2 protein-coding genes are annotated in these 2,044 nt (G+C 65.4%); one reads left to right on the top strand and one right to left on the bottom strand.

Translation table 11 applies throughout. The features are described 5' to 3' along the window. Positions 1-1,165, top strand: a 1,165-nt coding sequence (locus ELR45_RS22670) for a sensor domain-containing protein (RefSeq protein WP_205857071.1), incomplete at its 5' end; no start/stop codon positions are given. Positions 1,166-1,326: 161 nt separating this feature from the next. Here ELR45_RS22670 and sucD read toward each other — a convergent pair. Then, a partial coding sequence (sucD, locus tag ELR45_RS22675) for a succinate--CoA ligase subunit alpha (protein ID WP_240760058.1) occupies positions 1,327-2,044 on the bottom strand: 718 nt, incomplete at its 5' end.

Consider the following 2,044-nt stretch of genomic DNA (forward strand, 5'->3'; position numbering starts at 1 on the left):
CGACCCGTCGCCTCCCGACGGCGACAACGGCGGAAACATCCCCGACGACGCCCTGATAACCGCCGACGACATCACACCGGAAGGGCAGCCGGGCGACGTCTTGCCGGAGTGGACTGAGAGGGACGCGGCCCAGACCCCATTCGAGTGCGCCCCCGCGGCGCCGCCCGAGGCCGCTCACGTCTACTACGAGAACACCCAGGACGGCCAAGGCGGTCATTTCCTGCAGTTCATCGAGGAGACGGACGATCCAGTAGGGCGCTTCTCGCAGATCCGCGCCGATCTGGAGCGCTGTGTCCGGGACCTGGAGCTGAGCGAGGAGGACACCCTTACGCAGATCAGCCAGGTGTGGAACGTCGACGGGCTCGGCGACGAGGCGTGGATGGCCAACTACTTCGAAGCGATGGAAGAGCCGATCAACTTCGTCGAGACGAACCTGGTCTCGGTCCGGATGATGCGGACCGGCGACTACGTGAACGTGGTGATCCAGGGTCACAACAACCAGGAGGACAACGCCAACATGGACACGGAAGATTCCGTGCTCTCCGGCGAGCGGCTCTGCGCCGCGTTCGGGACTGAGTGCGTCGGCGAGGTAACCGCCGAACGGACCGACAAGGAGCCCATCGGCGACATCGACGGCTGGCTGACCGTGGACGACGTCGTAGAGGCGACCGGCCTGGAGAAGATCGTCGACGGCACCGAGCCCGTGCCGGGTAACGAGGCCGGTGATCCATCGGGCTGGGCCCTCACATATCTGCCACTCGACCCGGAAGCCGACGGCGGCGCCACCTGGTTCCAGCGCCGGTTCTACCAGCAGAGCGACCCCACCGAAGCGATCTACCTCAGCGTCGACCAGGAGATCGCGGCATTCCCGGACGCCGAATCCGCACGGTCACATTACGAGGACCTGGTCGCGGCCGCGGAGTCCTACGACGACGACGGGCGCAACGTGGTGAATACCGCCTCGGCCGATGACGGGAACCGGACGATCTCGACCTGGCGCGAGGAATACGAAGAGTACGGCATCACCTTCGTCTTCGGCATCGCCCTGCAGGACAACCTCGTGACCGTCGTCAACCACAACATCGACAGCGCCAGTGACCACGACATCACGGCCGATCAGATGACGGACCTGCTCAATCGCGCCGCCGACCGCCTATCCGAATAGCTGCACAACGTCACAGTCGGGGGGTCTGTCGTCAGTACCGCCCAGCCGCATCGCGCGTTCATGATCATGTTCCGTTTTGAGCCCCTATAGGGGCCTAAGCGGGAACATGATCATGAACACAGGGACTGCGGACACCCAACAGGAGCAGACCAGAGCCGCGATCAGCTGTTCTGGACGATCTCGCGCATGATCCGCGCGGCCTCCGAAGGAGTCTTGCCGACCTTGACACCCGCGGCTTCCAGCGCCTCCGCCTTCGCCGCCGCCGTGCCGGACGAACCGGAGACGATGGCTCCGGCGTGCCCCATGGTCTTGCCCTCGGGAGCAGTGAACCCGGCGACGTAGCCGACGACGGGCTTGGTCACGTTCTCCCTGATGTAGGCCGCGGCCCGCTCCTCGGCGTCGCCACCGATCTCGCCGATCATGACGATCGCCTTGGTGTCCGGGTCGGCCTCGAATGCCTCGAGCGCGTCGATGTGCGTCGTCCCGATCACCGGGTCACCGCCGATGCCGACACAGGTGGAGAAGCCGATGTCACGCAGCTCGTACATCATCTGGTACGTCAGCGTGCCGGACTTGCTGACCAGCCCGATCGGCCCGGAGTCGGTGATGTCCGACGGGATGATGCCGGCGTTGGACTTGCCGGGACTGATCACGCCGGGGCAGTTCGGGCCGACGATACGGGTCTTGTTGCCGTTGTTCTGCGCGTACGCCCAGAACTCCGCCGTGTCGTGCACCGGGATTCCCTCGGTGATGACGACGAGCAGCTCGATGCCGGCGTCGACGGCCTCGATGACGGCGTCCTTCGTGAACTTCGGCGGCACGAAGGCGACCGACACATTGGCGCCCGTCTTCTCCATCGCCTCGGCGACCGAGCCGTAT

Origin of the sequence: Phytoactinopolyspora endophytica (assembly GCF_004138495.1) — a bacterium.
GTDB lineage: Bacteria > Actinomycetota > Actinomycetes > Jiangellales > Jiangellaceae > Phytoactinopolyspora > Phytoactinopolyspora endophytica.